This window comes from Paraburkholderia phymatum STM815 (assembly GCF_000020045.1).
GTDB lineage: Bacteria > Pseudomonadota > Gammaproteobacteria > Burkholderiales > Burkholderiaceae > Paraburkholderia > Paraburkholderia phymatum.
This window is the reverse complement of record NC_010622.1, coordinates 605645-631459: the sequence shown is the minus strand read 5'-3', so window position 1 is coordinate 631459 and position 25815 is coordinate 605645. Positions and strand designations below refer to the sequence as shown.

Annotated in this window: 23 protein-coding genes; 16 read left to right on the top strand and 7 right to left on the bottom strand. The window is 64.9% G+C overall.

Annotated features, from left to right (window positions below):
* The first annotated feature begins 29 nt into the window (after positions 1 to 29).
* Genes BPHY_RS02795 through BPHY_RS02785 form a run of 3 tightly spaced genes read left to right on the top strand, consistent with a single transcriptional unit; the run spans position 30 to position 4038 of the window.
* The gene (locus BPHY_RS02795; RefSeq protein ID WP_012399973.1) at positions 30 to 1040 is read left to right on the top strand and encodes an ABC transporter permease; all 1011 of its coding nucleotides are present in this window, start codon (positions 30 to 32) and stop codon (positions 1038 to 1040) included.
* Positions 1037 to 1936, top strand: a complete 900-nt coding sequence (locus BPHY_RS02790) for an ABC transporter permease (RefSeq protein WP_012399972.1) — start codon at positions 1037 to 1039, stop codon at positions 1934 to 1936. Before BPHY_RS02795 ends, BPHY_RS02790 begins: the two co-directional genes overlap by 4 nt.
* Positions 1933 to 4038, top strand: coding sequence for an ABC transporter ATP-binding protein (locus BPHY_RS02785; protein ID WP_012399971.1), 2106 nt, complete (start codon positions 1933 to 1935; stop codon positions 4036 to 4038). The genes BPHY_RS02790 and BPHY_RS02785 overlap by 4 nt, the downstream gene beginning before the upstream one ends.
* Before the next feature lie 695 nt (positions 4039 to 4733).
* Here the strand turns inward: BPHY_RS02785 and BPHY_RS02780 are convergent.
* Entirely contained in the window at positions 4734 to 5579 is an 846-nt protein-coding gene (locus BPHY_RS02780) for an aldo/keto reductase (RefSeq protein ID WP_012399969.1), read from the bottom strand.
* A gap of 179 nt (positions 5580 to 5758) precedes the next feature.
* On the opposite strand from BPHY_RS02780, the gene BPHY_RS02775 reads away from it, so the two are divergent.
* Positions 5759 to 6505 carry a GntR family transcriptional regulator gene (locus BPHY_RS02775; RefSeq protein WP_012399968.1) on the top strand — a complete coding sequence of 249 codons (747 nt, stop codon included), beginning with the start codon at positions 5759 to 5761 and terminating at the stop codon, positions 6503 to 6505.
* A 27-nt stretch (positions 6506 to 6532) separates the two neighbouring features.
* On the opposite strand, the gene BPHY_RS02770 is transcribed toward BPHY_RS02775, so the two are convergent.
* On the bottom strand, positions 6533 to 7927 hold the full coding sequence (locus BPHY_RS02770; protein WP_012399967.1) for a CoA transferase: 1395 nt from the start codon (positions 7925 to 7927) through the stop codon (positions 6533 to 6535).
* A 118-nt stretch (positions 7928 to 8045) separates the two neighbouring features.
* On the opposite strand from BPHY_RS02770, the gene BPHY_RS02765 reads away from it, so the two are divergent.
* Positions 8046 to 9290 carry a citrate/2-methylcitrate synthase gene (locus BPHY_RS02765; protein WP_012399966.1) on the top strand — a complete coding sequence of 415 codons (1245 nt, stop codon included), beginning with the start codon at positions 8046 to 8048 and terminating at the stop codon, positions 9288 to 9290.
* A 26-nt stretch (positions 9291 to 9316) separates the two neighbouring features.
* Here the strand turns inward: BPHY_RS02765 and BPHY_RS02760 are convergent, their stop codons facing one another.
* Complete coding sequence (locus BPHY_RS02760) at positions 9317 to 9628, bottom strand: DUF2917 domain-containing protein (protein ID WP_012399965.1); 312 nt, start codon at positions 9626 to 9628, stop codon at positions 9317 to 9319.
* Positions 9629 to 9809: 181 nt separating this feature from the next.
* On the opposite strand from BPHY_RS02760, the gene BPHY_RS02755 reads away from it, so the two are divergent.
* The 3 genes from BPHY_RS02755 (at position 9810) to BPHY_RS02745 (ending at position 14352) form a co-directional block, all read left to right on the top strand.
* On the top strand, positions 9810 to 11222 hold the full coding sequence (locus BPHY_RS02755) for an aminotransferase-like domain-containing protein (protein ID WP_012399964.1): 1413 nt from the start codon (positions 9810 to 9812) through the stop codon (positions 11220 to 11222).
* 115 nt (positions 11223 to 11337) lie between these two features.
* The gene (gene mdtD / locus BPHY_RS02750) at positions 11338 to 12807 is read left to right on the top strand and encodes a multidrug transporter subunit MdtD (RefSeq protein WP_012399963.1); all 1470 of its coding nucleotides are present in this window, start codon (positions 11338 to 11340) and stop codon (positions 12805 to 12807) included.
* Between the two features lie 270 nt (positions 12808 to 13077).
* Positions 13078 to 14352 (top strand): EAL domain-containing protein, encoded by a 1275-nt coding sequence (locus BPHY_RS02745; RefSeq protein WP_012399962.1) that lies wholly within the window; start codon positions 13078 to 13080, stop codon positions 14350 to 14352.
* On the opposite strand, the gene BPHY_RS02740 is transcribed toward BPHY_RS02745, so the two are convergent.
* Positions 14308 to 15267 (bottom strand): sigma-70 family RNA polymerase sigma factor, encoded by a 960-nt coding sequence (locus tag BPHY_RS02740; RefSeq protein ID WP_012399961.1) that lies wholly within the window; start codon positions 15265 to 15267, stop codon positions 14308 to 14310. The two genes, BPHY_RS02745 and BPHY_RS02740, sit on opposite strands and share 45 nt — an antisense overlap.
* 159 nt (positions 15268 to 15426) lie before the next feature.
* Here BPHY_RS02740 and clpP point away from each other — a divergent pair, with 159 nt between their 5' ends.
* A complete protein-coding gene (gene clpP, locus BPHY_RS02735; protein ID WP_012399960.1) occupies positions 15427 to 16080 on the top strand; it encodes an ATP-dependent Clp endopeptidase proteolytic subunit ClpP in 654 nt (217 codons plus the stop codon).
* A gap of 21 nt (positions 16081 to 16101) precedes the next feature.
* On the opposite strand, the gene BPHY_RS02730 is transcribed toward clpP, so the two are convergent.
* Positions 16102 to 16713, bottom strand: coding sequence for a TetR/AcrR family transcriptional regulator (locus BPHY_RS02730; RefSeq protein ID WP_012399959.1), 612 nt, complete (start codon positions 16711 to 16713; stop codon positions 16102 to 16104).
* A 48-nt stretch (positions 16714 to 16761) separates the two neighbouring features.
* On the opposite strand from BPHY_RS02730, the gene BPHY_RS02725 reads away from it, so the two are divergent.
* Both BPHY_RS02725 and BPHY_RS02720 read left to right on the top strand, forming a co-directional pair.
* Entirely contained in the window at positions 16762 to 17361 is a 600-nt protein-coding gene (locus BPHY_RS02725) for an isochorismatase family protein (RefSeq protein ID WP_012399958.1), read from the top strand.
* An 87-nt stretch (positions 17362 to 17448) separates the two neighbouring features.
* Positions 17449 to 18771: an NYN domain-containing protein gene (locus tag BPHY_RS02720; RefSeq protein ID WP_012399957.1), complete on the top strand. Its 1323-nt coding sequence runs from the start codon at positions 17449 to 17451 to the stop codon at positions 18769 to 18771.
* Between the two features lie 221 nt (positions 18772 to 18992).
* Here BPHY_RS02720 and sodB read toward each other — a convergent pair whose 3' ends face one another.
* Positions 18993 to 19571 (bottom strand): superoxide dismutase [Fe], encoded by a 579-nt coding sequence (sodB, locus tag BPHY_RS02715; RefSeq protein WP_012399956.1) that lies wholly within the window; start codon positions 19569 to 19571, stop codon positions 18993 to 18995.
* 207 nt (positions 19572 to 19778) lie between these two features.
* Entirely contained in the window at positions 19779 to 21158 is a 1380-nt protein-coding gene (gene xseA / locus BPHY_RS02710) for an exodeoxyribonuclease VII large subunit (RefSeq protein WP_012399955.1), read from the bottom strand.
* 587 nt (positions 21159 to 21745) lie between these two features.
* On the opposite strand from xseA, the gene lpxK reads away from it, so the two are divergent.
* The 5 genes from lpxK (at position 21746) to BPHY_RS02685 (ending at position 25794) form a co-directional block, all read left to right on the top strand.
* Positions 21746 to 22762: a tetraacyldisaccharide 4'-kinase gene (lpxK, locus tag BPHY_RS02705; RefSeq protein ID WP_012399954.1), complete on the top strand. Its 1017-nt coding sequence runs from the start codon at positions 21746 to 21748 to the stop codon at positions 22760 to 22762.
* Positions 22743 to 22946 (top strand): Trm112 family protein, encoded by a 204-nt coding sequence (locus tag BPHY_RS02700; protein ID WP_007180583.1) that lies wholly within the window; start codon positions 22743 to 22745, stop codon positions 22944 to 22946. The genes lpxK and BPHY_RS02700 overlap by 20 nt, the downstream gene beginning before the upstream one ends.
* A gap of 131 nt (positions 22947 to 23077) precedes the next feature.
* The gene (gene kdsB / locus BPHY_RS02695) at positions 23078 to 23881 is read left to right on the top strand and encodes a 3-deoxy-manno-octulosonate cytidylyltransferase (protein WP_012399953.1); all 804 of its coding nucleotides are present in this window, start codon (positions 23078 to 23080) and stop codon (positions 23879 to 23881) included.
* Between the two features lie 261 nt (positions 23882 to 24142).
* Positions 24143 to 24808, top strand: coding sequence for an adenylate kinase (gene adk, locus BPHY_RS02690; RefSeq protein WP_012399952.1), 666 nt, complete (start codon positions 24143 to 24145; stop codon positions 24806 to 24808).
* A gap of 227 nt (positions 24809 to 25035) precedes the next feature.
* Positions 25036 to 25794: a 3-hydroxyacyl-CoA dehydrogenase gene (locus BPHY_RS02685; RefSeq protein WP_012399951.1), complete on the top strand. Its 759-nt coding sequence runs from the start codon at positions 25036 to 25038 to the stop codon at positions 25792 to 25794.
* The last annotated feature ends 21 nt before the right edge of the window (positions 25795 to 25815 follow it).

Genomic DNA, 25815 nt, shown 5'->3' with positions numbered 1-25815 from the left:
TCGCGCGACGCGGCGAGCAAGGGGTAGCGATGTCGACGACGGTTTCCTCATCCGTGGCTCGCGGCTCAGGCAGCAGTGCAGCGCGCATCGCGCGCTTCGTGGCGACACGCGTCGGCCTGTCGCTGATCACGCTGTGGCTGCTGTCGGTGATCGTGTTCGCGGGCGGCCAGTTGCTGCCGGGCGACATCGGCCGCGCGATTCTCGGCCCGCTCGCCGATGCGCGCGCCGTCGCCGCGCTCAATCACCAACTGGGCGCGGACCGGCCGCTCCTCGCGCAGTACACGCAGTGGATCATCCATTTCGTGCAGGGCGACATGGGCGTGTCGTTCGTGTTCCGCGAACCCGTCGCGCAGTTCGTCGGCAACGCGCTGGCGAACTCCGCAAAGCTCGGCCTGCTCGCGTTCGCGGTGGTCGTCCCGCTCGGCATCGCCGGCGGGGTGTGGGCCGCAATGCACGCGGGACGCTGGCTCGATCGCACGATCAGCATCGCCGGCTTGTCGGCGACCGTCGTTCCCGAGTTCGTGTCGTCGATCGTGCTGATACTCGTGTTTGGCGTGTGGCTGCAATGGCTGCCTATCGATGCTTCGTATCCGCCCGGCTCAGGCATCCTCACGCAACTGAAGCATCTGGTTCTGCCCGTGCTGCCGCTCGTATTCGTGTTCTTCGGCTATATCGCACGGATGGCGCGCGCGGGCACCGTCGAAGCACTCGACGCCGACTACACGCGCACTGCCATCCTCAAGGGGCTGCCGCCGCATATCGTGATCTTCCGGCATGTGCTGCGCAATGCGCTGCTGCCGACCATCACCGTCGCCGCGACGCAGCTCGGCTACATGATCGGCGGGTTGGTCGTCGTTGAGACGCTGTTCCACTATCAAGGCATCGGCTCGCTGATCTACAACGCTGCGAAGGCGAAGGACTTTCCGATGCTCGAAGCAGGCGTACTCACCATCGGCGTCGTTTACACGGTCGCCAATCTCATCGCCGATGGCCTGTACGTGCTGCTCAATCCGCGTCTGCGCGTGAGGAGCGCCGAATGAGCGCGAGCACCTCTTCGACGCCGCCAACACCGCAGACGCCAGCCGCCCCGTCGACGCCGCGCGCGCGCGATAGCCGCCATGACGTGCTGCGCGCCTTGATGCGCTCGCCCACATTCGTCGTCGGCGCGCTGATCGTGCTGTGGTGGATCGTGTGCGCGATTGCCGGCGTGTGGGTCGCGCCGCTCGATCCGTATGCATCCGATCCGTTGAACTCGCTCACGCCGCCAGCACACGGGCACTGGTTCGGCACCGATCAACTAGGCCGCGACGTACTCTCGCGCGTGATCGTCGGTGCGCGCGACATTCTGACGATCGCCCCGCTCGCGACGCTGCTCGGCACGCTCGCGGGCACGGCGCTCGGCCTCGTGGTCGGCTACTTCGACGGCTGGGTCGACAACGTGGTCGGACGCGCGATCGATGCCGTGCTCGCGCTGCCTCTCGTGATCGTCGCGCTGCTCGCCCTCGCCGCGGTGGGCGCTTCGAACTTCACCGTGATCCTCGTGATCGGCATCACGTTCACGCCGATCACGGCGCGCACGGTGCGCGCCGCCGTGTTCGCCGAACGGCATCTCGACTATGTGGCCGCTGCGCAATTGCGCGGCGAGAACGCGTTCTACATCATGTTCGCCGAGATCCTGCCGAACGTGCTGCCGCCCATCATCGTCGAAGCGACGGTGCGGCTCGGCTACGCGATCTTCGCCGTCGCGACACTGTCCTTTCTCGGCTTCGGCATCCAGCCGCCTTCCGCCGACTGGGGGCTCGCGCTCTCCGAGTCATACACGCTGATGGCGGGCGGCGCGTGGTGGACGGTCGTGTTCGATGCCGCCGCCATTGCCTCGCTGGTGGTCGGCGTGAACCTGATCGCGGATGCCGTGCAAGGAGCCGTCGACGTATGAACGGCCCATCGCCTCCGCCGCCGCCCGCGTCGTTTCCCGCCTTCGACGTATCGAAGAGCGAGCAGTCGGACGCGCTCACCATCGTCGGACTCACGGTTGCGTATCGCACGCGCGGACGCGAGCGCGACGTGCTGCAGGACGTGTCGTTTCGCATCAGGCGCGGCGAATCCTATGGTCTCGTCGGCGAATCGGGCTGCGGCAAATCGACGGTCGCGATGGCGACGCTGCGCTATCTGGCACGCAACGGCCGCGTGAAGGCCGGCCGCGTTTCGATCGCGGGCAAGGACGTGAATGCGCTCGATGCGGCCGCGTTGCGAGCGCTGCGGGCGAACAGCATATCGATGGTGTATCAGGATCCGTCGCGCGCGCTCAATCCGTCGCTAACGGTCGCGCGCCAGGTCGCCGAAGCATTCGAGGCAGCGGGCGCCGTGCACGAAGCCGCGCTGCGACAAACGGTCGAGATCCTGCGCAAGGTGCGCATCGCCGAACCCGAACGCGTGATGGACAGTTATCCGCATCAGCTGTCGGGCGGGATGCAGCAGCGCGTCGTGATCGCGATGGCGCTCGCGTCCAAACCCGCGCTGCTGATTCTCGACGAGCCGACCACCGGGCTCGACGCGACCGTGGAAGCCGAAGTGCTCGATCTCGTTGCGCAACTTCGCGAGGAGTTCCACACGGCCGTGCTCTTCATCAGCCACAACCTCGCGGTGATCGGCAGGATGTGCGAGCGCGTCGGCGTGCTGTATGCAGGCAAGCTCGTCGAAGAAGGCGCGACGCAGGATGTGTTCGGCCGGCCCAGGCATCCGTACACGGTCGGCCTGCTGCGCTGTCTGCCGACGGTAGGCCGGAGCAAGGACACCGACCGGCTCGACACGATCGCGGGCAGCCTGCCGCAGCCGGGTTCCGTCACGCAGGGTTGCGTGTATCTGGAACGCTGCCGTCTCGCCGACGACCGCTGCCGGCGCGAAGCGCCGCCCCCGTACCGCGTGAGTGCGCAGCACGGCGATCAGATGTCGCGTTGCCACTATCACGAACGTGCCGTCGAGTTGCCGCGCGTGACGCCTGTCGCGCCGCCGGCAAACGGGCGCATTGCGTACGACGCGTCGCCCGTGCTGCGCGCGCAGAACGTGTCGAAGACTTTTCATGTCAATGGCTCTGCGCTGCGCGCCGTCGACGATGTCTCGCTCGAAGTCGCGAAGGGCGAGACGCTCGGTCTCGTCGGCGAATCGGGCAGCGGCAAGACGACGCTCGCGAAGCTGCTGCTCGGCCTCGTGTCGCCCGACGCAGGCAGCGTGCTGGAACTCGACGGCGCGCCGCTGCCGCCGCGCGTCACGCATCGCAACGACGATCAGGTGAAGTCGCTGCAGATCGTGTTCCAGAACCCCGACTCGGCGCTCAATCGCGCGCATTCCGTGCGACGGCTGATCGGGCGCGCGCTGTCGCGCTTGTCCGCGCTGCGCGGCGACGCGCGCGAGGCAAGGCTGGCGTCGCTGACTCAAGCCGTGCGACTGCCCGACCGCTACCTGACCTCGCGTACGCGGCAACTCTCGGGGGGCCTGAAGCAGCGCGTCGCGATTGCGCGTGCATTCGCGGGCGATCCGCGCATTGTCGTGTGCGACGAACCGACCTCCGCGCTAGACGTCTCCGTGCAGGCCGCGATCCTCAATCTGCTCGCCGAGCTGCAACGCGATCGCGGCGTGAGCTATGTGTTCATTTCGCACGACCTGAACGTCGTGCGCTACCTGTCCGATCGCATCGCCGTGCTGTATGTGGGCCGCCTGCTCGAGATCGGGCCCGCGGCGGCCGTGTTTGACGGCCCGCATCATCCTTATACGGAAGCGCTGCTGTCGTCGGTGCCGACACTCGACCTGCACGACGGCGAAACGCCCGGCAGCGCGCGAACGCAGCGCATCCACCTCTCCGGCGAACTGCCCAGTCCCGCCTCGCCGCCCTCGGGCTGCGTGTTTCAGACCCGCTGTCCGCGCAAGCTCGGCGCGATCTGCGAACAGCAGGACCCGCCCTACGCCGAGGCGGGCGACGGCCATCGCATCCGCTGCCATATCCCCGTCGACGAATTGCGCAAGCTGCAGCGGCACACCTGATTTGCGCTTTCTGCGAATGTCCACGTTCATCGCGCGTTGAAACGAAAACACCGTATTTCGACACATGCGTTTCAGGTCCGAAACGTTTTCATCACGTTTCACCGCGCCTGCAGTCGAGGTGCCATCTGAATGCCATATGCGACGGGCGTCTGCGGCCAATGGCATGTTTATCGCTAAATGACGCTCACGCATGGGGTTGCGTCGGGATCGACAAGTCCTCGGGCAACGCGAATTCGCGCCGGTATACCAACGACGCAACGGCGCATAGAAAGGACAGTCGGTCCCGCGTTCGACGGATGAACGCACGCAGAACGAGAAGCCGCAGGCAGCGGAATGGGAGGCAGGAGCGCGCGACGTGCCACGGATAACGGCACGCGCCGCGACTGTGCGAGAAACAGAAGAGCGCACCCGCTGCCGATCGGCCCGACACATGAAAACAAGACAACGCAATAAGCATTGCACAAGGAATGACGGGCGCGGGCGCGTCGTTTCATCGGCAGAGGCGCGATGAAGCTCAGCTCAATCGATACGCAATACTGCTCGTCGACGAATTCGTTCAGGACGCGAGCCAGGTCAGCGCCGACTCGCTCAAACACACGCCCGCCGAAGTCGCCGTGCTCGGCTCGGTGCACATGCATCACGCGTGCGAATCATCGGCTGATCGGCTCCCGCGGAGCATCGGGCACATGCGCCGCTCACAGCATCTCGAGCGGCCGCTTGCTGCGCGGCGCACGAAAGTGTGCATCGATCGCGGCGAGGTCGTCGGCTGAAAGCGGCAGTTCGAGTGCGCGACGGTTGTCTCGCACGTGCTCGATGCGTCCTGACTTCGGAATGGCCAGCACATCGGGCTGCCGCAGCACCCATGCAAGCGCGACCTGAACCGCCGATACGCCAAGCCTGCCCGCGATATCGTCGAGCGGCGAGCGCTTGGGCAGGCGTGCGTGATCGACGGGGCTGTACGCCATCGCGGGCATCTTGCGGGCCGCGAGCCACGGTAGCAGGTCGAACTCCGGGCCGCGCCGCGCGACGTTATAAAGAATCTGGTTCGTCGCACACGCATCGCCGTCCGTCACGCCGACGAGTTCTTCCATATCGTCGACGTCGAAGTTGCTCACGCCCCAGTGCCGGATCTTGCCGTCGCGGCGCAACGCCTCGAAGCCCGCGACCGTCTCTTCGAGCGGCACCGAGCCGCGCCAGTGCAGCAGATACAGATCAATGCGATCGGTCTTCAGACGCCTCAACGACTGCTCGCATGCATGCTGCACGCCGCGCCGGCTCGCGTTGTGCGGATACACCTTGCTGACGAGAAAGACCTCGTCGCGCAGGCCATGCAACGCTTCGCCGAGCAGCGATTCCGTTGCGCCTTCGCCGTACATTTCGGCTGTGTCGATGAGCGTCATGCCGAGTTCGATGCCGCCGCGCAGCGCGTCGATTTCAGCCTTGCGGCGCGACGGATTTTCGCCCATCTCCCACGTGCCCTGCCCGAGTTTCGGAATGCGTTCGCCGTCGGGCAGCGTCACGCTGGCGATGTCGTTCGTCATGGTTGCGGTCCTCGCTAGTGATGGCATGAAGATACGCTGCGTGGCAACGATCGATGCAGCGGCTCAACCAGCGAGTGTAGCGCCGGACGTCGATGCGCATCTTTGTCCCGGCAAAACCCGGCTATAACGCCGCGCGTCAATGTCATAGAATTGCCGCTTGCCCAACTTGCGTCCGTCACATGAACCCAGTCTCGGAAGACCGTTGGCGCGATCTGCGTCCGGACCCGGAAAACGATACGCCGCTGTATCTTCAGCTCGCCCGCAAGCTCGGCACAGCCATCCACGAGAACCGCTGGAACGCAGGCGAAGCGCTGCCGTCCGAGCGCGTCTTGTCCGATGCGCTCGGCGTGTCGCGCATTACCGCGCGCAAGGCGATCGCGCTGCTCGTCGAGCAGGGGCTGATTCGCCGTTCGCAAGGCGCAGGCAGTTTCATCACGCCGCGCTATGAAGATCCCCTATCGCGTCTGTCGAGCTTCAGCGAAATGCTGCGCCGGCGCGGCTTCACGCCGAGTTCGCAATGGCTGTCGCGCGAGATCGTGCCCGCCAATCGCGATGAAGTGATCCAGCTGGGACTGTCGCCCGCTGCCGCCGTCACGCGCCTGCGCCGTCTGCGCCTCGCCGACGGCATCGTGATGGCCGTCGAGAACTCGACCTTCCCCGCTTCCGTGATTCCCGATCCGCAGGCGATCGGCGATTCGCTTTACTCGTATCTCGAACAGCGCGGGCTCACCATCGTGCGTGCGTTGCAGCACTTCCGCGCCGTCAATGCGAGCGACGAAATCGCGCAGCAGATGAGCATCGCGCCAAACGACGCGCTGCTGCTCATCACGCGCGTCGGCTACACGGCCGATCAGCGTGCGATCGAACTCACCGATACCTACTGCCGCAACGACTACTACGACTTCGTTGCGGAGCTGCGCAAGTAAGCACGCCGGCTCGCCGCATTCGCGTCTTCATGCTTCCCAGCGCGCCGTGTCGGTGCCGATCGGCACAGGCGGCCGCGCATAGAACGCGGGCGTCTGCGACATCCGTTCGGCGGGCGCCGCCGCATGCACCCTGCCGAATGGCGAATCCACTTCTTGCAGACCGTCCTGCACTTCATCGAAGGTGACGTCCGGCGTGCGCCAGCCGTCCTTGATCTGTCCCATCGATTGCAGCCAGCGGCCCGTCTGCGCCAGCGACAGCCGCACATGCCAGCTGCCGCCCTCGTGCGCACGCCGCGCGAGCGCGACCATCGCACCGAACGCGGCGAGATAGCCCGTCGCGTGATCGAGCGCCTGACACGGCAGATGCTTCGGCCCATCGACAGCCGCCGCACGGCTCTCCTCGAACGCGATCCCGCTTGCGGACTGCACGAGGCTGTCGAAGCCCCGCCGCGTCGCCCAAGGCCCCGCACGGCCGTACGCCGAAATCGATACGCAGACGATCCCGGGCCTCGCGCGCGCAAGTGTCCCGGGATCGAAACCGCGCGCGGCAAGGGAGCCGGGGCGGTACGCCTCCAGAAACACATCCGCTTCGCCAGCAAGCGCCTGCAATTGCTCGCGCGCAGCAGCGTCGCGCAAATCCAGCGTCGCGGAGCGCTTGCCGCGGCCGTTATCAATGACGAGGGGCGCGATGTTGGGCAAATGCGGACCGTTGATCAGTAGCACGTCGGCGCCATGCTGCGCGAGCGCACGCCCCGCCACGGGACCCGCGATGATGCGCGACAAATCGAGCACGCGTGTGCCCGTTAGCGGACGCGTTGCCGCGCCGCGTCCGGGGGCTTCGGGCGGCGCATCGCCGATGCGCTCGATCTCGAGCAGCGGCAGGTTCGCGATCGCCTTCGCCTGATCGAGCGCCGCCCATTCGCGGGGCGAGCGGATCAGCGCCGCGCACAGGCCTGCCTCGGCAAGCGTCTGGTCGAGCTGAGCGCCGTCCCAGTTGCGAATGGCTGCAACCACCGCGTCGCGCTCGCCGTCGCAGCCGAGCACCTTCAGCACGCCCTGCAGATGATGCGGAAAATTAGTGTGCAACTGGATCCAGCGGCCGTCGCGCGTCGCGTAGAAACCCGTCACGGGATGACGTAATTCCTGCGGCAGACCATCGTTCACGCGCAGATACCGTTCGCTGCGAAACGCGATGAGCGCCCGCCGCACGCTCACATCGACATGTTGCATGAGGCCCGTGCGAAGCCGGAAGCAATTGGCGGCGGCGAGCGCCATCGCCGCGATCGACGCGCTCGCCAGCGTCCCGACACGAAACACGGAAGGCAACGCGGGATCGTCACCCTTCATCGATACATGTTCGAGCAAGGCCGCATCGCAACCGGCGACAGACCACAGATGATCGAGAGCGAGCTGGGGCGTCATGGCAGGCAGGCTTCCAGGAGAAAGAAGGCAGGACTCAGTCTAGGTTTGCGTCTCGCCACGATCAATCTTGATTTATATAATCAATATATATTCATTTGTTTGGCTTTCTCTCGCCGATATGTCTACTGTGCGTTACGTGTGCGCGAGCGAAGCCGCCGCGATGCTCGGCATCAGCGTCACGACGCTCTATGCGTATGTCAGCCGAGGCATGCTGCGCTCCGCGCCGGACGCGAACAGCAAGCGCCGCCTCTACGATGAGGACGAAGTGCGCCGCCTCGCGCGTCGCAAGAAAGACGGCAAGCGCGCCGGCAAGGTCGCGCAGAAGGTGCTGGATTGGGGCGTGCCCGTGCTCGAATCGTCGATCACGCTGATCGCGGACGGCAAGCTGCTGTATCGCGGCCGCGACGCGATGGAACTCGCGCGCACGGCCACGCTGGAAGAAGTTGCAGCGTTGCTGTGGGAATGCAGCGCGCGGCGCGTCGTCGCCGCGCCCGCCGCGCCGCTCGCGGCTGCTCAATGGTCGGCGTGGCTCAAGCTGTGGAGCGACAGCGCGCCGCTCGACCGCGCGCTCGTACTGCTGCCTGCCGCCGCGGCGCAGATGCCGCGCGTCTGGGCGCTCGGCCGCGATGCGCAGCTCGACAACGCGTGCGCGCTGATCCGGTTGTTGGCGGGCGCGATGATTTTGGCGGCGCCGTCGAACGATCCGCTGCACAGACAGCTCGCCAGCGCATGGGGCGTGCGCAACCGCGCGCAGATCAATCTGTTGAGAGCGGCGCTCGTCGCGTGCGCCGACCATGAACTGAATGCGTCGACGTTCACCGTGCGCTGTATCACGTCGACGGGCGCGCATCTGTTCGGCGCCGTGGCGGGCGGGCTCGCCGCGCTATCGGGGCCGCGGCATGGGGGTGAAACGGCGCGCGTCGCCGCTCTGTTCGACGAAGCCGCGCGGGCCGCCGATCTCGACCGGTATCTGGCCACGCGCCTCGCACACGACGAGCAGGGCGCGACGGCGCCCGTGATTTCGGGTTTCGGCCATCCGCTATATCCGGACGGTGATCCACGCGCGCGGCTGCTGCTGGATCTGCTCGACGAATGCGCGTCCAGCCGTTCGCCGCTCGCCGATGTGCAACGGCTCGCGCGCACCGTGCGCGACACGACGGGCGCGGAGCCGACCGTCGACTACGCGCTCGCGGCCATCGAGCGCGTGCTCGGTCTGCCCGCCGGTGCGGCCTTTACGCTGTTCGCGACAGGCCGCGCCACCGGCTGGATCGCGCACGCGATGGAACAGACGGCCGACGGCCGGCTGATCCGGCCTCGCGCGAGGTACATCGGCGCTTACCAGGTGAACCGAGAAGTGGTCTGAAAGAGTGCCGATTCGCAATCGGCGCGTCAGGCCGTGAGCAGCCAGCGCGGCATCCACGTCCAACGCGGCGTGCGACGCCGCTCGACGCGCACCGTATCGCCCGCTCCGCTCGCCACCGTGAGCGACAGCCGCGCGCCCTCGCGTCCCGCACTCAGCCACGCGACGGCGCCGCGCTTCAGTTCGAACGTCTCGCCGGCCGCCAGCCAGTAATCTTCGGCGTCTCCTTCGACCGTGAGCCACAGTTCGCCCGCCAGCACGTTCACGGCAAGCGGCTGCGCGACCCGCCAGGCGCTGGCTGGCTCGCGGTGTTCGAGTTCGAAAGTACGGATTTCGCGCATCGTTTTGCTCCTTGAGGTGCTTTTTCGCTTGCATCCATTATTGGCGTGCGATGATGACTGTCACATGCACAGTACTGAACAGTTTCAGAAGAACTGTGCAGCTAGAAAACCTGACAGTTGCGGGTGCGTCGACCGTGACAGACCGTGACGACGGCCTGCGAAGCGCCTGAAGGAGTTCCGAGTGAAGTTAGACATCGACCTGAACCGCGAAAACGGCGTGCCGCTGACGGAGCAGATCGTAAGCGGCGTGCAGGAATGGATTCGCTCCCGCACCGCGCATCCCGGTGCGAAGCTGCCGTCGATCCGCCAGTTCGCCGCCGATAACGACATCAGCCGCTTCCCCGTGATCGAGGCGTACGACCGGCTCGTGTCGCTCGGCTATCTGGATTCGCGGCCCGGCTCGGGGTTCTACGTAGCGGAGCGGCAACGCGCGTCGATGAGCGGCCAGGGCGCGTCCGACCCGCGTCGCGCAGAGGGCGAATCGGTTCACATCCTGCAGCAGTTCAATCACCCCGGCGAATCGCTGAAGCTCGGCAGCGGCTTCATCCCCGAAGCGTGGCGCGACATGGACAGCCTCGCGCAGGCGATCCGCCACGTGTCGCGCACCGACGGCGCAAGCATGATCGACTACGCGACGCCGCTCGGAAATGCAACGCTGCGCGAGCATCTGCAGGCACGTGTCGCGCAACTCGGCATCGAAGCAGAGGCCTCGCAGATCCTCATCACGATCGGCGCGAGCCAGGCGATGGATCTGCTCATGCGCTACATGCTGAAACCCGGCGACACGATCTTCGTCGAGGACCCGGGCTACTACAACTTCAACGGGCTGCTGAAACTGCATGGCGTGAATCTCATCGGCATTGCGCGCACGCGCACAGGCCCCGATCTGGACGCCATGCAAAAGCAGTTGCAGTTGCATCGGCCGAAGGTGTTCTTCATCAACTCCGTGTATCACAATCCGACGGGCACGACGATCGCGCCGCCCATCGCGTTCCGTCTGCTGCAGTTGGCGCGCGAGCACAACTTCAAGATCATCGAAGACGACATCTACGCCGACTTCCAGAGCGATCCCACCGATCGCCTCGCGACGCTCGACCAGCTCGAGCATGTGATCTATATCGGCGGACTGTCGAAGACCTTGTCGTCGTCGCTGCGAATCGGCTACGTGATCGCGGATCACGCGACCATCAAGGATCTCGCGGACATCAAGATGCTGACGAGTATCGGCGGATCGCGCTTCGCGGAAGCCGTGACCGTCGCGCTGCTCGAACGCGGAATGTACCGCAAGCACCTGGACAGACTGCGTCGGCGCATGCGCGACGCGCTCGGCGCGACCGTGCAGACGCTTGAAATGAGCGGCTGGCAGGTGTTCGAAAATCCGTCGGGCGGCAAGTTCGTGTGGGCGCGCGTGCCGCATATCGACGATGCGGGACGGCTCGTCGAATGCGGCGCGCCGCTCGGCGTGACGGTGGCGCCCGGCAGCTACTTCCGCCCGAACGGAGAGCCGAGCCCGTGGATTCGCATCAACGCCGCGTTCGCGAATGAGCCGCGTGCGCGGATGTTTTTTGAAGCGGCAGCGGCGTTGAAGCCGTAGCAGAAGCGCTGGGCGCAACGCTTGCTGCTCCCCGTCGCGACCCGCGGCCAAGACATACGGCCGCCGCGCTTTTTCCCTAGAATGTCGGCTCTTCCCGCCCAGCCGCCCTGCCTTCATGTCTGAATCGACCAAATCGGCCTCTGCCACCGCCGGCGACCGCACCGGCAAACCCACGCCAACGGCCCGCTCACTGACAGTGATGCTGTGGATCGTCGCGACGGGCTTCTTCATGCAGACGCTCGATTCGACCATCGTCAACACCGCCTTGCCCGCGATGGCGCGCAGCCTGGGCGAGCTGCCGTTGCGCATGCAATCGGTTGTGATCGCGTATTCGCTGACGATGGCCGTGATGATCCCCGTCTCCGGCTGGCTCGCCGACAAGCTCGGCACACGCCGCGTGTTCATGGCCGCGATCCTCGTTTTCACGATCGGCTCGCTGCTGTGTGCGAATGCGCAGACGCTCACACAGCTCGTGGTCTATCGTGTGCTGCAGGGCGTGGGCGGCGCGATGCTGCTGCCCGTCGGCCGGCTTGCTGTGCTGCGCGTGTTCCCCGCTGAGCGCTATCTGCCCGCGCTGTCGTTCGTCGCAATTCCCGGGCTGATTGGACCACTGATCGGCCCGACGCTCGGCGGCTGGCTCGTCAAGATCGCCTCGTGGCACTGGATCTTCCTGATCAACGTGCCCGTCGGCATCGTGGGCGTCATCGCGACGTTCGTCTTCATGCCCGACAGCCGCAATCCCGACACCGCGACGTTCGACATCAAGGGCTACGTGCTGCTGATCGTCGGCATGGTGTCGATCTCGATGGCGCTCGACGGGCGCACCGAATTTTCGATTCAGCACGCGACCGTGCTGATGCTGCTGATTCTTTCGCTTGGCTGTTTCGTCGCCTACGGACTACATGCCGTGCGGGCGGCCAACCCGATCTTTTCGCTCGATCTGTTCAAGATCCACACGTTCAGCGTCGGACTGCTCGGCAACCTGTTTGCGCGCATCGGCAGCGGCGCGATGCCGTATCTGATTCCGCTGCTCTTGCAGGTGAGCCTCGGCTACAGCGCGTTCGAAGCCGGCCTGATGATGCTGCCCGTCGCTGCCGCCGGCATGTCGTCGAAACGTCTCGTCACGCGCCTCATCATGAAGTACGGCTACCGGCGCGTGCTCGTGTCGAACACGGTGCTCGTCGGGCTCGCGATGGCGAGCTTCTCGCTGACGAGCGAGCATCAGCCGCTATGGCTGCGTCTCGTGCAACTCGCGTTCTTCGGCGGCGTCAACTCGATGCAGTTCACCGCAATGAACACGCTGACGCTGAAGGATCTCGGCACGGGCGGCGCGAGCAGCGGCAACAGCCTGTTTTCGCTGGTGCAGATGCTTGCGATGAGCCTCGGCGTCACGGTCGCCGGCGCGTTGCTCACCACCTTCACGGGTCTCATGCCGCGTGTCACGGCAGCCAACTCGCTGCCCGCCTTTCATGCAACCTTCCTGTGCGTCGGTCTGATTACGGCCGCGACGTCGTGGATTTTCGCGCAACTCTCGGCGGATATCCGGCAACCCACGAAACGCGCCGATCCGCAGGAACGCACGTGATCGCACGCACGCGACGCGCGACGATCGAACGCTAATGGGGCGCGCGGCGCACCATCGATGTGCGCTTCGCTGCTCTCGCGCATGACAGCATCGGCGCTCGCGGCGCACAATTGCAGTCCAGCACGGAAACCACGGCGCAGTGAAGCCGTCGCGACGATGAACCCAAGAAGCGTCTCGTCATGCGCATGTTTCTTGCTGGCCTATCCTGTAAACTCGGATCTTTCGCGTCCACGCGCGGCGTGCTTCGCTACTCAACCGATAACCGACACGATGAGCATGATCGAACTCGATCCTCCCGGCTTCCAGTCTCCACGCCCCATAGCGGGCGATGAAGGCTCGCGCCGCACCGTCCGGTATGGCGGCTACACGGTTTTCAGCGTGTTTCAGCCGGTTTTCTCGGTTTCGCACCGCCGCGCGATCGGCTATCACGCATCGCTGCGCGCACACGACGAAAACTGCAAGCAGGTGCCGTCCGGTGAAGTCTTCACGCAGGCCGCCAGGCGCGGCGATCTGCTCGAACTCGGGCGGCTCGCCGAATCGCTGCACCTGGGCAACTTCAATGCGTTCGACAGCCACGATGAATGGCTCTTTCTGAGCCTGCATCCCGCCGCATTGATGGACACGAGCTACGGCGACGCGCTGCTCGCAGGCCTCAAGGCGCTCGGCCTGCCCGCGCAGCGCGTGGTGCTCGAAGTGTCCGAGCAGGCAGGCGGAGAAACGACGCGCTTCGCCGAGATCATCGATTCGCTGCGCAAGTCCGGCTTCCTGATCGCGCTCGACGGCTTCGGCGCGAAGCATTCGAACATCGACCGCGTGTGGAATCTGCGGCCCGATATCGTCACGCTCGACCGCTGCATCCTCGCGCAAGCCAGCGAGCATTCGCATATCGAGCGCGTGCTGCCCGGCATCGTGTCGATGCTGCATGAATCGGGGCAACTGGTGCTGATGGGCGGCCTTTCGACGGAGCGCGACGCGCTGATCGCGCTCGAATGCAATGTCGATTTCGTGCAAGGCTCTTTCTTCGCCGCGCCGAGCGTGGAGCCTGTCGCGCGTCAGGCGACGGTCAAGCTGATGGACGAACTGTTGGCCGCGCTGCGGCAACGTGTGGCCGCACGCGAACGCGCGCAGTCCGAGCGGCTCGCGCCGTTCGTCACGGCGCTCGAAACGGCGAGCGCGCACCTTGTCGAAGGCGAAACCATGGCGGATGCCACCGCGCCGCTGCTCGCGTTGCGCGAAACCGCGCGCTGCTTCCTGCTCGACGGCTCCGGCCGGCAGATTGGCGACAACGTGCTGCCGTCGGGCCGCGCGTCGCAGCGCGCGAAGCGCTTCCGTCCACTGCTTCATTCGGAAGGCGCCAGCTGGGAGCGTCGCCCGTATTTCATCGAGGCCGTGCGCGCACCCGGCCAGGTGCATCTGACGCCGCCCTATCTGTCGATCAACGAAGCGCACCTGTGCGTGACGGCATCGATTGCGGCTGAAACGGCGCGCGGCATGCAGGTGCTATGCGTCGATATCAACTGGGAAGTGGCCGCGCATCGTAACTGACGCCGCCTGGCTGCTGACGGGCTGCAGCAGCCGCATGATCGCCGCGCGTCCGAACACCCGCGTTGCCGGCGCAAGCCGCAGCGCGCCCGTCACGATGCGCAGCGCGACAATCCGCTCGTCCTCGCCGATCGAAATGTCCAGCAACGCGTCGACCTCGCCATTGCGCATCCACGCGACGGCACTCATGCCGTTCATCGACACCGTCTCCATCTGATCGCCCGGGCCGCGCATCGACAGCGTGGTCGCTATCTGATCCGCCGTCGCGACGGCGTCGACGGTTTCGGGTGCATCGCTGATTACGCTCGGCACGTCGCAGAAAAGGCGCACGAGGCCCACGCGATCCTGCGCCTCCATTGCCGCCCGCAAACGCTCGACGATGCGCGCGTGCGCCGCGGGATCGGCCCGCTTCGCCGGCACGCCTTGGCGCTGCAGGCGTTCTTTCGCGCGATGCACCATCTGCCGGCAGTTGGCGGGTGTCTTCGCGAGGATCTTCGCGATTTCCGCGTAGTCGCATTCGAACGCCTCGTGCAGCACGAACGCGGCGCGCTCTTCCGGCTTCAGGCGTTCGAGCAGCAGCATCACGCCGTACGACATCTGCACGGCCCGCAACGCCAGGTCTTCCGCCGAAGGCGCGAGGCCTTCGATCCACGGGTCGGGCATCCAGCCGCCCGAGCGCGTCGCGCGCTCGATCTGCAGATGACGCAGCCGGTCGATCGCGAGCCGCGTCGTGATCGTCGTGAGCCACGCGCCCGACGAGCGCAGTTTGCTCGCGTCGGCGACATGCCATTTGAGCCAGGCGTCCTGCACGACATCTTCCGCTTCCGCGCGGCTGCCGAGCATCCGGTACACGAGCGCGAACAGCTTCGCGCGCACCGCCTCGAATTCCGCCCGCTTCTCTCTGTGCATCTGTTCCATGCGTGCCGCTCCTGTGACTGGGTCATCCGCTAGACGGGCAGACGGCCCGCGATGTGACACGTCGACGCAAACATTCTTTTGTCACGCTGCGTCCCGCTTTCGCGTCATGCAACTGAAACCCGCCTTGCGCGGGCCCTTCAGTCAATCAGCGAGGAACGCATGCATCGCCATTTCACTTCACCCGCGAATACCGGCTTCAATCTCGTGCCGACCGTCATCGAGCAATCGGGCCGCGGCGAGCGCGCCTACGACATCTACTCGCGCCTCTTGCGCGAGCGGATTGTGTTTCTGGTCGGCCCCGTCAACGACCAGTCGGCGAGCCTGATCGTCGCGCAGCTGCTGTTTCTCGAATCGGAGAACCCCGACAAGGATATTTCTTTTTACATCAATTCGCCGGGCGGCTCGGTGTACGACGGCCTCGCGATCTTCGACACGATGCAGTTCATCAAGCCCGACGTGTCGACGCTTTGCACGGGCTTCGCGGCCAGCATGGGCACGTTTCTGCTGGCTGCTGGCGCGCCCGGCAAGCGCTATGCATTGCCGAACGCGCGCATCATGATTCATCAGCCGTCGGGCGGCGGTCAGGGCACGGCGTCCGATGTCGAGATTCATGCGAAGGAAGTGCTCTATCTGCGCGAGCGCCTGAACGACGTGCTCGCGCAGCGCACGGGCCAAAGCATCGCACAGATCGAGAAGGATACCGATCGCGACAACTTCATGTCAGCAGAGGCGGCGAAAACCTACGGTCTCGTCGACGATGTGCTGACGACCCGCGTGCCGCTTCCCGTCGACGCGCTTCACGGCACGACCTGACGCGCGTTGTCTGCGGATGTTTCAGCCCAGACGCGTGGCGAGATACGACGACACGGCCAGCTTGTATTCGTCGACCAGCGCCTTGCGCTCTTTCGGCTTCGCGGCCGCATACAGCGGATTCAGACTCTTCACGACCTGCAGCGCAACCTCGGCGACGCGAAATGCATCGGCATCGGCCAGCGCGGGGTTGTAGCGCTGAAACGATTCGGCGAACCTGCCGCGCAAGCGGTTGCGCGCGGCGGCATCGCGCCTGAAATTCAATGTCACCGACAACAGCGGCAGATACGCGGGCCGCGACGCCATGAAGTCCGTCATCAGCGCGAAAATGCGATCGACCAGTTCGTCGACGCTGCAATCCTGCGCCGCGTCGCCGAGCGCGCTCCATTGCGCTTCCATTTCGTCGCCGTAGCGCGTGCGCAGCGCGAAAACAAGCGCATCCTTGTTCGGAAAGTATTGATACACGGCGCCGATCGACGTGCCCGCCCGTTCGGCGATCGCGGTCATCGTCGCGGCGTCGAAGCCGCGTTCAGCAATGACGTCGCCCGCCGCGTCGAGCAGCGCGTCAACACGTTTTGCCGCACGTTCCTGTCGCGGGATGCGCCGCATCTTTTGATTATCTGAGGCGAGACTCATATTTATCGATTATCATGACATGAGGACATCCTCACATACAGGTGACGCATGACGCAAGCGCTTTCCATCGATCCGCGCAGCACGGCGCTCGTACTGATCGATCTGCAACACAGCAACGTCGCGCGGCAGCTGGCGCCGCATGCGGCAGCCGACGTCGTCGCGCGTTCCGTGCGTGCCGCCGATGCGCTGCGCGCGGCGGGCGGCACGGTTGTTTTCGTGCGCGTCGATGTCGCGCAATTGCTGTCGCTGCCTGCCGACGCGCCCCTGCGTTCGCGCGACGCACCCGTTCCGCCGCCGCAAGCGTCCGACCTCGTGGCCGAATGCAATGTGCGGGCCGGCGATCTGATCGTGACCAAGCGCCAGTGGGGCGCGTTTTACGGCACTGATCTGGAACAGCAATTGCGTCGCCGAGGCATTCGCACCATTGCGCTCACGGGCATCGCGACTAACTTCGGCGTCGAATCGACGGCCCGCGCGGCATTCGATCAAGGCTACGAACTGGTCTTCATCGAAGACGCGATGTCGGGCCTGTCGGCCGACACGCACCGTTTTCCTGTCGAGCATATTTTCCCCCGCATGGGCTGCGTGCGTTCGACGGAGGAATTCGTCGGCGCGGTCGCGGAGAACGGGTCGTTTGGGGGCGCCTGAGCGCAGTGCAGACGAATCACCGTGCAGACCCTCGATCGACGCCGCGTTGTGTGAGACGATCGAGCCTGCACTTCACTGGAGAAGCATATGGCGTCATCCCAGGATACCGTCAGCATGGCGCTGTTCTGTGATTTCGAAAACGTCGCGCTCGGCGTGCGCGATGCGAAATACGAGAAATTCGACATCAAGCTGGTACTGGAGCGCCTGCTGCTGAAAGGCAGCATCGTCGTGAAGAAGGCCTATTGCGACTGGGACCGCTACAAGGGCTTCAAGGCCGCGATGCACGAAGCGAACTTCGAGCTGATCGAGATTCCGCACGTGCGGCAGTCGGGCAAGAACTCCGCGGATATTCGCCTCGTCGTCGATGCGCTCGATCTCTGCTATACGAAGTCGCACGTCAACACATTCGTCATCATTAGCGGCGACTCCGACTTCTCGCCGCTTGTGTCGAAGCTGCGCGAAAACGCGAAGCAGGTAATCGGCGTCGGTGTACAGCGCTCCACTTCCGATCTGCTGACGGCGAACTGCGACGAGTTCATCTTCTATGACGATCTCGTGCGCGAGAGCCAGCGCGCCGCTGCGAAGCGCGAGAACGCGAAACCTGCGCAACAGGCGGCGCAGCAGCCGTCAAAGCGCGCGCCCGAAGGCGAGAAGCGCAAGGAAGATCTCGAGACGCGCAAGAGCAAGGCAATCGAGTTCGCGGTGCAGACTTTCGACGCGCTCGCGTCCGAGCGCGGCGATAGCGGCAAGATCTGGGCGTCGGTGCTGAAGAACGCGATCAAGCGGCGCAAGCCCGATTTCAACGAGACGTACTACGGTTTCCGCGCGTTCGGCAATCTGCTCGAAGAAGCCCAGTCGCGTGGTCTGCTCGAAGTGGGCCGTGACGAGAAGTCGGGCACGTTCGTCTATCGGAGCGCGGTCCCCGCCGCCGCTGCGCCTGTCGAAGTCGTGACGCCGCGCGAAACAGGCGACGAATGGGCCGCGATGCCTGCGGCCGCCGAGATCGTGGAACTGGAAGAAGCGGCTGTGGCCGCTTCCGTCGTCGAAGCGCACGCTCCGGCGGACGAAAACGTCGACGTCGCACCGCGCACCGTACCGAACGAACAGGCGGACGAGGGCAAGGGCGAAACGCGCCGCAAGGATCGCGCCACGCGCAAGCCCGCAGCAAAGAAGACGAAGAAGGCGAAGGCGGAACGCGGCGAAGCCGTCGATGCCGCAACAGGCTCGCCGCAGCCCGCCGATGCGCAGCATGTCGCAGAACGGGTGACGACATCGGACGCCCAGCCTGCTACGCCCGAAGCAGAACATCCGGCGACTGAGGCGCCCGTGACAAGGAAGAAGCCGTCGCGCAAATCGGCGACGCGCAGCCGCCGCCCTCGCAAGACGGAAGCGACGAGGGATACGGAGTAACAGACGTCATGTGAAAGCGCCGCGGTACGGCGTGGCGCTTTTTTACTGCTGCGCTTCACGAATCGATTGATTCGGATTGCGAATCAATGTAAATAAACAGCGCAACGCAAGCGCACGTAAGGCAAAGCATCGACGTCGATCTGAAAAAGAAAAAGCCCTCATGAATGAGGGCTTTTCGTCGACGCTGCCGCCCGCGATTTTCACGGGCGCACGACAGCGACTTACGCGAAATTCTTTTCAGCGAAGGCCCAGTTGACGATGTTCCAGTACGCTTCGACAAACTTCGGACGTGCGTTGCGATAGTCGATGTAGTAGGCGTGTTCCCACACGTCGATTGTCAGCAGCGGCTTTGCATCCGTGGTCAGCGGCGTGGCTGCATTGCTCGTCGACACCAGGTCCAGCGAACCGTCTGCCTTCTTCACGAGCCATGCCCAGCCGGAGCCGAACGTGCCGACTGCCGTCTTCGTGAACTCTTCCTTGAACTTGTCGAAGGAACCCCACTTTGCATTGATCGCGTCCGCGAGCGCGCCCTTCGGTGCGCCGCCGCCTTGCGGCGACAGGCTGTTCCAGAAGAACGTGTGGTTCCACACCTGTGCCGAGTTATTGAAGACACCGCCCGACGACTTCTTGACGATTTCTTCCAGCGACAGGCTTTCGAATTCGGTGCCCTTGATCAGATTGTTCAGGTTGGTCACATAGGTCTGGTGGTGCTTGCCGTAGTGAAACTCGAGCGTCTCTTCCGACATGTGCGGAGCGAGCGCGTTCTTGGCGAACGGCAGCGGCGGGAGCGTATGTTCCATGGTGCTATTCCTTTGTATCTGTTTATGGGGAGTCTGCGGATAACGCGGTGGGAGCACTCGATTGTAGGCGACTTGGAATAACCCCGCAAACGCAAGCCCTTTATGGCGTTCATTGCGAAAACGCGCTGTGCGCGCAGCGTAATTAATGCTCGCGCTGCATGTCTTCACATGTCATACGAAGGTCAAATCTACTCTGCAGATATGACCTCAGAAGCCATCCGTAAGACGCGGCTGAACATCCGACAGCGCGATATCCGCCGAGCCCTCCGCGAGGTGAACGGTCATGCGCCGACCCGGCTTCAACGACGATGGCGCACGCACCGCGCGTCCGCTTTGCGCATCGAGCAATGCAGCGTATCCGCGTTCGAGCGTGCGTTGCGGACTCAATACTTCGAGCCGCGCCGCAAGCGTTTCCACACGCGCAACCTGTCTTTCATGTTGGCGCAACAGTGCACGCTCGAGTCGCTCGGCAAGGCCGGTGACATGGGAACGATGCGACGTGAGATCGGGACGCCAGCGTTGCCAGCGCATCTGCACGAGCGAGAAGCGCGCACGCGCATCGCGCACGGGCCGCACACCCGCCGACGCGAGCCGCACGCTGAGCTGCTGCAAATGCGTGCGTTGCCGCGCGAGTCGTTCGGCAGGCGACACGAGGCGGCGCGCGAGCCAGTCGAGTTGTTGGGCACGGCGCTCCATCATGCGTCCAAATCCGCGCGCGAGTGTCGCGTGCCGATGATCGAGGTCGCGCAACAGCAGCACGCGTTGCGGGCTGACGAGTTCGGCGGCGCCCGTCGGTGTCGGCGCGCGCACGTCGGCGGCGAAGTCGGCGATCGTGAAGTCGGTTTCGTGACCCACGCCGCTCACAACTGGCACGTCGCTCGCCGCGATCGCGCGGGCCAGCACTTCTTCGTTGAATGCCCACAAGTCTTCGATTGAGCCGCCGCCGCGGCACACGATCAGCACATCGACTTCATGCCGACGGTTCGCCGCCTCGACCATCGCGGCCAGTTTCGCGCTGACGCCCGCGCCCTGTACGGGCGCCGGATACACGATCACGGGAATGTGCGGCGCGCGGCGCGCCAAGGTAGTCAGCACGTCTCGCAACGCGGCGGCCTGCAACGACGTGACGATGCCGATCGAACGAGGATGCGCGGGCAACGCGCGCTTGCGCTGCGGATCGAACAGACCTTCGGCTTCGAGTTGCGCCTTCAGTCGCAGGAATGCTTCGTAGAGCCGGCCCTGGCCCGTGCGGCGCACCGCCTCGACGTTCAGCTGGAGTTCGCCGCGCGGCTCGTACATCGTGACGAGCGCACGCACTTCGATCTTGTCGCCTTCGCGCGGCGTGAACTCGGCGTATTGCGCGCGGCCACGGAACATCACGCAGCGCATCTGCGCCTGCGCGTCCTTGATCGAGAAGTACCAGTGTCCGCTCGCAGCACGCGTGAAGTTCGACACTTCGCCCGCGACCCAGACGAGCGGGAACGAACGTTCGAGCATGTTCCCGATCGCACGGTTGAGGACCGACACGGGAACGACGGCATCGCCGCCAGCACCGATGGGGGACGAGGACTGACTTTCGGAATTCATGCGAGGAATGGTTTTGACAGGCCGGACAGACGATAGACCGATCGGCGAACCAGGTCTAGCGCGTTCTCAACGCACTGGTGCGATTGTTAAAAGTGTCCACATGTCGGGAGAATCGTAGAGAACGGCATCGAAACCGCTCCAGAGCCCACTTAATACCGACCAACTCATTGATTTTCATACGTTTTTCGCGAAGCAAAAGTTCCCTGCCGCCGACCCGATGCTTGCGTGACGGCCTTCCCGACAGATTGCAAGGCTGCTTCTCCACAAAGTTATCCACAGGTTATGGATATAGCATTCGCCGTGCGCGGCCGACACCCGCCGGCCTTTCCGACTTGCAGCCGACGCCGCCCGCGCGCTAGAGTGCCGGGTTCTGGCGGGATCGCCAGTCGTCACGAGTGCGATGCGAGTGCGATGCCGTCCATGCTTTTCGCCGCTGCCGTCGACCTTTGGCTTTCATTTGTTGTCCACGTGTCGTGGCCCCCTCGTTTCGCTCAACCGCCGATGCAACCGACTGCCCGGAGATGCCTGCCGATGTCCGCCGCCCTGTCCGTCCCGTCTGACGCGCCGCGCAAGCCGGCTGCCCGCCGATGAGCGACCTCGCTTCCCGCCTCGAAGCGCGCATCGCGCGCGAATGGCAGCAGCGCGGTCCGCTCGCGTGGGCGTTGACGCCGCTCGCTTGTGTGTTCGGCGCGGTCGCTCTCGGGCGGCGCGCGGCGTTCAAGCTCGGCTGGCTGAAGTCGGTGCGCGTTCGCGTGCCCGTCGTCGTCGTAGGCAATGTGACGGTCGGCGGCACCGGCAAGACACCCACGGTGATCGCGCTGGTGCAAGCTCTGCGCAGCGCGGGCTTCACACCGGGCGTCGTATCGCGCGGCTATGGCGCGAAGATCACGCAGCCCACGCTCGTTACGCCGACCTCGAAAGCGGCGCAAGCGGGCGACGAACCGTTGCTGATCGCGCGCCGCACGGGCGCGCCCGTGTTCGTGTGCCCCGACCGCGTCGCCGCCGCCCACGCGCTGTGCAAGGCACATCGCGATGTCGACGTCATCGTCAGCGACGACGGCCTGCAGCACTATCGGCTCGAACGCGACGCGGAGATCGTCGTGTTCGATCACCGGCTGGGTGGCAACGGCTTCCTGCTCCCGGCCGGACCGTTGCGCGAGCCGCTCTCGCGCGAGCGCGACGCCACGCTGATCAACAATCCGTACGACCGCGCGATGCCGCCGTGGCCGAATACCTTCTCGCTGGATCTTGCGCCCGGCGACGCGTGGCATCTCGACAACCCGCGCCTGCGCCGCCCGCTCGCGCAATTCGCCGGTGAGCGCGTACTGGCCGCAGCGGGCATCGGCTCGCCCGAACGCTTCTTCGCGACGCTGCGCGCGGCGGGCCTCTCGCCCGACACGCGCGCGCTGCCCGATCACTACGCGTTCAGCACGAATCCGTTCGTCGACGTGGACGCCGACGCCATCCTGATCACCGAAAAGGATGCGGTAAAATTGGGGGCCTGGCACGATGCGCGCCTCTGGGTCGTTCCCGTCGAAGCCACGCTCGATCATCGCCTCATTGCACTCGTTGTGGAGAAAGTCCGTGGACGCTCGCCTGCTTGAAATTCTCGTTTGCCCGATCTGCAAGGGTCCGCTCAGCTACGACCGCGCCGCGCAGGAACTGATCTGCAACGCGGACAAGCTCGCCTACCCGATCCGCGACGGCATCCCCGTAATGCTCGTCGACGAAGCGCGGCAAACGGTCGAAGGCACACCCGTCGACCTGAATCCCGGCTCCGTGGCCTGAGCGGCGCCGCGGGCACACGCGGCATCGACCGACGACGCCTTGCACGCGAGCCGTCGTCCGAACGCACACACCGCGCCGCCATCGAGGCGGTGCGTCTTTCTCAGCCTCGTCGAGGCCTGCTGTCACCTTCCATGAACGACACCCAGCACACTCCGCCCTTCATCGCCGTCGTCCCGGCGCGCCTCGCGTCGACGCGTCTGCCGAACAAGCCGCTCGCCGATATCGGCGGCAAGCCGATGGTCGTGCGCGTCGCGGAACGCGCGGTCGAATCGGGTGCGCAGCAGGTGCTGATCGCCACCGACGCGCAAGCGGTCTTCGATGTCGCGCGCGCGCATGGCATCGACGCGATGATGACGCGTGCCGATCATCCGTCGGGCACCGACCGTCTCGCGGAGGTGGCCGCGCATTACGGCTGGCGCGACGACATGATCGTCGTCAACGTGCAGGGTGACGAACCGCTGATCGATCCCGCTCTCGTGCGCGGCGTAGCGTCGCACCTTGCTGCGACGGACGGCTGCGCGATCGCGACGGCCGCGCATCCCATTCACGATCCCGCCGACGTGTTCAATCCGAACGTGGTCAAGGTCGTGCCCGACGCGCGCGGCGTGGCGCTGTACTTTTCGCGTGCGCCGATCCCGTGGGCCCGCGACGCCTATCAGCCGCACTGGCCGAACATCGCGCAGATGCCCGCTCCGCCTGCGCCCGCAGCCGTCTACCGACACATCGGGCTGTATGCGTATCGCGCGAAGTTCCTCCGTACTTACCCGAGTCTCTCTATCTCGCCGATCGAACAGGCCGAGGCCCTCGAACAGCTGCGCGCGATGTGGCACGGCGAGCGCATCGCGGTGCTCGTCACGAACGACGCGCCGCTGCCCGGCGTCGACACACCCGACGATCTTGCCCGCGTACAGGCGTTTTTCGGGTCGTCAGCGTAGAAAGGCATGGCATAATCGATCGTTCGCGCGATTCACCCGATATCGATGCGCATTGATCGATATCACCATTCGCCCGTATTTTTAATCCGCCTGTTTTGCCGTTTGCTTCGCAGCGCCGTTCGTCACGTGCTGCGCGAAGCCGGTAGCGAAACGCTGCCCGGCAGACACGGCGAACCACAAAGAATCAAGAGCGTTGACTGCGGCAGGCTTGAATGATGCGCGGCGCGCCAAACAGAATTGACATAGATCTGGAGATATCAAATGCGTTTGATCCTGTTGGGCGCTCCTGGCGCGGGCAAGGGCACCCAGGCGAACTTCATCAAGGAAAAGTTCGGCATTCCGCAAATCTCGACGGGCGACATGCTGCGTGCAGCCGTGAAGGCGGGCACGCCGCTCGGCCTTGAAGCCAAGCGCTACATGGATGCAGGCGAACTGGTCACGGATGAACTCATCATCAATCTCGTGAAGGAGCGTCTGCAAGATAGCGACTGCGCGAACGGCTATCTGTTCGACGGCTTCCCGCGCACCATTCCGCAAGCGGAAGCGATGAAGCAGGCAGGCGTGGCCATCGACTACGTGCTGGAGATCGACGTGCCGTTCGACGAAATCATCACGCGTATGAGCGGTCGACGCATGCACCCCGCGTCGGGCCGCACGTATCACGTGAAGTTCAACCCGCCGAAGGTGGAAGGCGTCGACGACGTGACGGGCGAACCGCTGATCCAGCGCGACGACGACAAGGAAGAAACGGTCAAGAAGCGCCTCGACGTGTATGTCTCGCAGACCAAGCCGCTGATCGACTACTACAACAACTGGGCGCAGAAGGGCGATCCATCGACGTCGCTGGCGGCGCCGCAATATCGCCGCATTTCGGGCCTCGGCAGCGTCGATGAAATTCGCGCTCGCGTGTTCGACGCGCTGAAGTAACGCGAAAGCACGTAGCACATCGGGAACCCGCCTCTCACGGCGGGTTTTTTATTTGGGCATTGGGTTCGTTCGGAGCCCTGAGTGAGCACTGAGTGCCGCTCGCGGGCGATGACGCTCGCGCGTCATCCGTCACCGCCAAGCGGTTTGACGCGTGAGAGCGAGCCGTTAAAATCGTCCAGCGGCAATTATTCCAATCACGCGATCACGCATTCCATCAAGGAGAAGACATGGACATCAAGGACAACGTGTTTCTGGTCACGGGCGGCGCGTCCGGATTGGGCGCCGCGACGGCACGCCTGTTCGCGCAAAACGGCGGCAAGGTCGTGCTCGCCGACCTGAATCACGATGCGGGCACCGCGCTCGCGCAGGAGCTCGGTGGCGTGTTCGTCAAGTGTGACGTAAGCCGCGAAGACGACGCGGCGCAAGCCGTCGAAGCCGCGACGAAACTCGGCGCGCTGCGCGGCCTCGTCAATTGCGCAGGCGTCGCGCCCGCCATGAAGACGGTCGGCAAAGACGGACCGCATCCGCTGCACTCATTCGCACGCACGGTGTCGATCAATCTCGTCGGCACGTTCAACATGATCCGCCTCGCCGCCGCGGAAATGTCGAAGCTCGAGCCGAATGCGCTCGGCGAACGAGGCGTGATCGTCAATACGGCGTCCGTCGCGGCGTTCGACGGACAGATCGGCCAGGCTGCCTACGCGGCGTCGAAGGCGGGCGTCGCAGGCATGACGCTTCCCATTGCGCGCGACCTGTCGCGCAACGCGATCCGTGTGATGACGATCGCGCCCGGCATCTTCGAAACGCCGATGCTGCTCGGCATGCCGCAGGAAGTGCAGGATGCGCTCGGCGCGATGGTGCCGTTCCCGCCGCGCCTCGGCAAGCCGAACGAGTACGCGATGCTCGTCAAGCAGATCTTCGACAACCCGATGCTCAACGGCGAAGTGATCCGTCTGGACGGCGCGATCCGCATGCAGCCGAAGTAGACCCGATAGCGCTGGAATGAA

Excerpts from the sequence above, each read along its gene's own strand:
- BPHY_RS02795 (WP_012399973.1), top strand. The coding sequence starts at position 30 with ATGTCGACGACGGTTTCCTCATCCGTGGCTCGCGGCTCAGGCAGCAGT.
- BPHY_RS02760 (WP_012399965.1), bottom strand. The coding sequence starts at position 9,628 with ATGCGCGAAATCCGTACTTTCGAACTCGAACACCGCGAGCCAGCCAGC.
- BPHY_RS02685 (WP_012399951.1), top strand. The coding sequence starts at position 25,036 with ATGGACATCAAGGACAACGTGTTTCTGGTCACGGGCGGCGCGTCCGGA.
- BPHY_RS02770 (WP_012399967.1), bottom strand. The coding sequence starts at position 7,927 with ATGACGCCCCAGCTCGCTCTCGATCATCTGTGGTCTGTCGCCGGTTGC.
- BPHY_RS02720 (WP_012399957.1), top strand. The coding sequence starts at position 17,449 with ATGGCGTCATCCCAGGATACCGTCAGCATGGCGCTGTTCTGTGATTTC.
- BPHY_RS02725 (WP_012399958.1), top strand. The coding sequence starts at position 16,762 with ATGACGCAAGCGCTTTCCATCGATCCGCGCAGCACGGCGCTCGTACTG.
- xseA (WP_012399955.1), bottom strand. The coding sequence starts at position 21,158 with ATGAATTCCGAAAGTCAGTCCTCGTCCCCCATCGGTGCTGGCGGCGAT.
- BPHY_RS02740 (WP_012399961.1), bottom strand. The coding sequence starts at position 15,267 with ATGGAACAGATGCACAGAGAGAAGCGGGCGGAATTCGAGGCGGTGCGC.
- BPHY_RS02775 (WP_012399968.1), top strand. The coding sequence starts at position 5,759 with ATGAACCCAGTCTCGGAAGACCGTTGGCGCGATCTGCGTCCGGACCCG.
- BPHY_RS02780 (WP_012399969.1), bottom strand. The coding sequence starts at position 5,579 with ATGACGAACGACATCGCCAGCGTGACGCTGCCCGACGGCGAACGCATT.
- BPHY_RS02730 (WP_012399959.1), bottom strand. The coding sequence starts at position 16,713 with ATGAGTCTCGCCTCAGATAATCAAAAGATGCGGCGCATCCCGCGACAG.
- lpxK (WP_012399954.1), top strand. The coding sequence starts at position 21,746 with ATGAGCGACCTCGCTTCCCGCCTCGAAGCGCGCATCGCGCGCGAATGG.
- clpP (WP_012399960.1), top strand. The coding sequence starts at position 15,427 with ATGCATCGCCATTTCACTTCACCCGCGAATACCGGCTTCAATCTCGTG.
- BPHY_RS02745 (WP_012399962.1), top strand. The coding sequence starts at position 13,078 with ATGAGCATGATCGAACTCGATCCTCCCGGCTTCCAGTCTCCACGCCCC.
- BPHY_RS02790 (WP_012399972.1), top strand. The coding sequence starts at position 1,037 with ATGAGCGCGAGCACCTCTTCGACGCCGCCAACACCGCAGACGCCAGCC.
- adk (WP_012399952.1), top strand. The coding sequence starts at position 24,143 with ATGCGTTTGATCCTGTTGGGCGCTCCTGGCGCGGGCAAGGGCACCCAG.
- sodB (WP_012399956.1), bottom strand. The coding sequence starts at position 19,571 with ATGGAACATACGCTCCCGCCGCTGCCGTTCGCCAAGAACGCGCTCGCT.
- BPHY_RS02785 (WP_012399971.1), top strand. The coding sequence starts at position 1,933 with ATGAACGGCCCATCGCCTCCGCCGCCGCCCGCGTCGTTTCCCGCCTTC.
- mdtD (WP_012399963.1), top strand. The coding sequence starts at position 11,338 with ATGTCTGAATCGACCAAATCGGCCTCTGCCACCGCCGGCGACCGCACC.
- BPHY_RS02765 (WP_012399966.1), top strand. The coding sequence starts at position 8,046 with ATGTCTACTGTGCGTTACGTGTGCGCGAGCGAAGCCGCCGCGATGCTC.
- kdsB (WP_012399953.1), top strand. The coding sequence starts at position 23,078 with ATGAACGACACCCAGCACACTCCGCCCTTCATCGCCGTCGTCCCGGCG.